The 3,328-nt window shown below is 67.8% G+C and carries 4 protein-coding genes; all 4 read right to left on the bottom strand.

The window, feature by feature from the left end:
- A partial coding sequence (gene rfbA / locus N8I71_RS20565) for a glucose-1-phosphate thymidylyltransferase RfbA (protein ID WP_262879921.1) occupies positions 1-857 on the bottom strand: 857 nt, incomplete at its 3' end.
- Positions 854-1,714, bottom strand: coding sequence for a dTDP-4-dehydrorhamnose reductase (gene rfbD / locus N8I71_RS20560; protein WP_262879920.1), 861 nt, complete (start codon positions 1,712-1,714; stop codon positions 854-856). The genes rfbD and rfbA, both read right to left, overlap by 4 nt.
- Before the next feature lie 4 nt (positions 1,715-1,718).
- Positions 1,719-2,759, bottom strand: a complete 1,041-nt coding sequence (gene rfbB, locus N8I71_RS20555) for a dTDP-glucose 4,6-dehydratase (RefSeq protein ID WP_262879919.1) — start codon at positions 2,757-2,759, stop codon at positions 1,719-1,721.
- A partial coding sequence (gene rfbC / locus N8I71_RS20550) for a dTDP-4-dehydrorhamnose 3,5-epimerase (protein ID WP_262879918.1) occupies positions 2,756-3,328 on the bottom strand: 573 nt, incomplete at its 5' end. The genes rfbB and rfbC, both read right to left, overlap by 4 nt.

The raw sequence follows: 3,328 nt of genomic DNA, 5'->3' as shown, positions 1-3,328 counted from the left end.
TTCAGGTAGTCGCCATAGGCGTTCTTGGTGAACAAACCGATACGATCGGCGAGGTCTTCGGCGGAAATCCAGCCCTGGCCATAGGCGATTTCCTCGGGCGAGCCGCTCTGCAGGCCCTGCCGCTCGGTCAGCGTCCGCACGAAGTTGCCGGCGTCGAGCAGGCTTCCATGCGTGCCGGTGTCGAGCCAGGCAAAGCCACGGCCCATCTTCTGCACGTCGAGCGACCCGTCCGCGAGGTAGCTTTCCAGAAGCGACGTGATCTCCAGCTCTCCGCGTGCCGATGGCGTGACCTGAGCCGCACGCTCGGGCGCGGTGCCGTCGAGAAAATAGAGCCCGGTCACGGCGTAGTGCGACGGCGGCTTCTTCGGCTTCTCGATGATGGCGCGCACCTCGCCGCCGGGTCCGAAATCGACGACGCCATAGCGTTCGGGATCGGCGACGCGGTAGCCGAAGACCGTTCCCCCGGCCGTCGAGCGGTCGGCGGCGGCAAGCACCTCGGGCAGGCCGTGGCCAAAGAAGATGTTGTCGCCAAGCACCATCGCGGACGGCGCGCCGTCAAGGAAGTCGCGCGCGAGGATGTAGGCCTGTGCCAGCCCATCGGGCGAGGGCTGCACGATGTAGGTGAAGGACAGGCCCCATTGCCGCCCGTCGCCGAGCGTGCGGATGAACTGCGCCTGGTCCTCGGGGGTGGTGATGATGGCGATCTCGCGGATACCGGCCAGCATCAGGACGCTCAGCGGGTAGTAGATCATCGGCTTGTCGTAGATCGGCAGAAGCTGTTTCGACACGCCGATGGTGATGGGATAGAGCCGGGTGCCGGAACCGCCGGCCAGGATGATGCCCTTGCGATTGGTCATGTCGCGCCCTCTTGGATGGAAAGGTCTGAAAGAATGTCGGCAAGCCCGGCGCGCCAGTCGGGACGCGGCAGGCCGAAGGCCGCCTCGGTGGAAGAACAGTCGAGCCGCGAGTTCAGCGGCCTGCGCGCAGGGGTGGGATACTCCGAGGAGGGTATGTCCTCCACCGTCACCGACAGCCCCGCCATATCGAAGATCGCGCGGGCGAAGCCGGCCCAGGATGTGTCCGGCGCCCCCGCGAAATGATAGGTCCCGGACTTGCCGGGATCGATGGCGAGCTGCTCGGCGATACGCAGGCAGGCGGCGGCGATGTCGGCGGCCGGGGTCGGCCCGCCCACCTGGTCGTCGACCACCCGCAGGCTGCCCCGCGCGGGACCGACGCGCAGCATCGTCTTCACGAAGTTGGAACCGTGCGCCGAGACCACCCAGGAGGTGCGCAGGATGACATGCGTTCCGCCAGCCGCGCGCACGCCCAGTTCGCCTTCGAGTTTCGAACGGCCATAGGCCCCGAGCGGTGCCATCGCGCCGTCCGGCCGCCGGGGCGCTTCGCCCGAGCCATCGAAGACGTAGTCGGTCGAGACATGCACGAAGGGAATGCCGAGCTCGGCGCAGGCCTGTGCCATGGCGGCGGGCGCCGCGCCGTTGATGGTGGTGGCGAGCGCCTCTTCCTCCTCGGCGCGGTCGACGGCGGTGTAGGCGGCGGCGTTTATGACGGCATCGGGCGTCCGGGCACGGATCGCGGCGGCGCAGGCCACGGGGTCCGCGAGATCGGCCTCCGCGCGGCCGAGCGCGGTCACGTCGGCCTGGCGGCATAGCTCGGTGGCGACCTGCCCGGTCCTGCCGAAGACGAGGATGCGCATCGACCTATCCCGCTTTCCCGAGGCGTTCGCCGACGCCCGTACGGTCCTGCAGAGCGCGCCACCAGCCCTCGTGGCCGAGATACCAGTCCACGGTCCGCGCGAGGCCTTCCTCGACCGTGACCGACGGGCTCCAGCCCAGTTCGTCGCGGATGCGGCTTGCGTCGATCGCATAGCGCAGGTCGTGCCCGGGCCGGTCCTCGACGAAGGTGATCAGCCGGTCATGCGGCGCGGCCCCGGGGCGGCGCTCGTCCAGCAGGGCGCAGATCGTGCGGACAAGGTCGATGTTCCGCCGTTCGTTGTTGCCGCCGATATTGTAGCTGCGGCCGACCTCGCCCTTTTGCACCACGAGCAGGAGCGCGTCGGCATGATCCTCGACGTAGAGCCAGTCGCGGACGTTCTCGCCCTTGCCGTAAACCGGGATCGGCTTGCCGGCGAGCGCGTTCAGGATCACCACGGGGATCAGCTTCTCGGGGAAGTGATAGGGCCCGTAATTGTTCGAACAGTTGGTCAGGACGACCGGCAGGCCATAGGTCTCGTGCCAGGCACGCACCAGGTGGTCCGAGGCCGCCTTCGACGCCGAATAGGGGCTGTTGGGCGCATAGGGCGTCTCCTCGGTGAAGAGCCCCGTCTCGCCGAGCGTCCCGTAAACCTCATCGGTCGAGATGTGATGGAAGCGGAACCCCTCAGGCTTTCCCTGTTCCGTCCAGTAGCCGCGCGCGGCCTCCAGCAGCGTGTAGGTCCCTGTCACGTTCGTGTCGATGAAGGTCCCGGGCCCATCGATGGACCGGTCGACATGACTTTCGGCGGCGAGATGCATGATCGCGTCGGGCCGGTGCGTTGCGAGGACGCGGTCCATCGCGGCACGGTCGCGGATGTCGGCCTTCTCAAAGGCGTAAGACGCGCTGCCGGCCACCTCCGCCACGTTGTCGAGGCAGGCGGCGTAGGTCAGGGCATCGACATTCACCACCGAGTGCCCGCGCGCCACCGCGAGGCGCACCACGGCGGAGCCGATGAACCCCGCCCCCCCGGTCACGAGAAGCTTCATGGCGTGTCCTCCTCGTAGACGAACGGGCTTGCGAACCCGGCAAAGGCGGACGCGGCGGCGTCCTTGTCCGACAGGATCGGGTCGAGATCGCCGAGGTTCCAGTCGATCCCGAGGTCGGGGTCGTCATAGCGCAGCGCGCCCTCGGTTTCGGGGGCGTAGTTGTCCGAGCATTTGTAGACGATCTCGGTATCCGGCAGCCTGGTGGCGAAGCCGTGGGCGAAGCCTGCGGGGATCATCAACTGCTTGCCGTTCTCGAAGCTCAGCTCCGCCCCGTACCAGCGCCCGTAGGTCGGCGAGCCGCGCCGGATGTCCACGGCCACGTCGAAGAGCGCCCCGCGCCCGCAGCGCACGAGCTTGGCCTGCGCATGCGGCGGACCCTGAAAATGCAATCCGCGCACCGTCCCGGGACGGGCGGACAGGGAATGGTTGTCCTGAACGAAATCCACGTCGATCCCGTGCTCGGCCAGCCGCGCGCGGTTCCAGGTTTCCGAGAAGAACCCGCGGGCATCACCGAAACGGGCGGGCGTCAGGACAAGAAGGCCGGGTATCCCGGTCTGTTCTACATGCAT

Source organism: Roseicyclus sediminis, assembly GCF_025515305.1.
Taxonomy (GTDB): domain Bacteria; phylum Pseudomonadota; class Alphaproteobacteria; order Rhodobacterales; family Rhodobacteraceae; genus Roseibacterium; species Roseibacterium sediminis.
The sequence above is the reverse complement of the archived record's forward strand: the minus strand, read 5'-3'. Positions and strand labels throughout refer to the sequence as shown.

Bases quoted from the DNA above. Each gene is read 5' to 3' on its own strand.
- rfbD (WP_262879920.1), bottom strand. From the start codon at position 1,714: ATGCGCATCCTCGTCTTCGGCAGGACCGGGCAGGTCGCCACCGAGCTA.
- rfbB (WP_262879919.1), bottom strand. From the start codon at position 2,759: ATGAAGCTTCTCGTGACCGGGGGGGCGGGGTTCATCGGCTCCGCCGTG.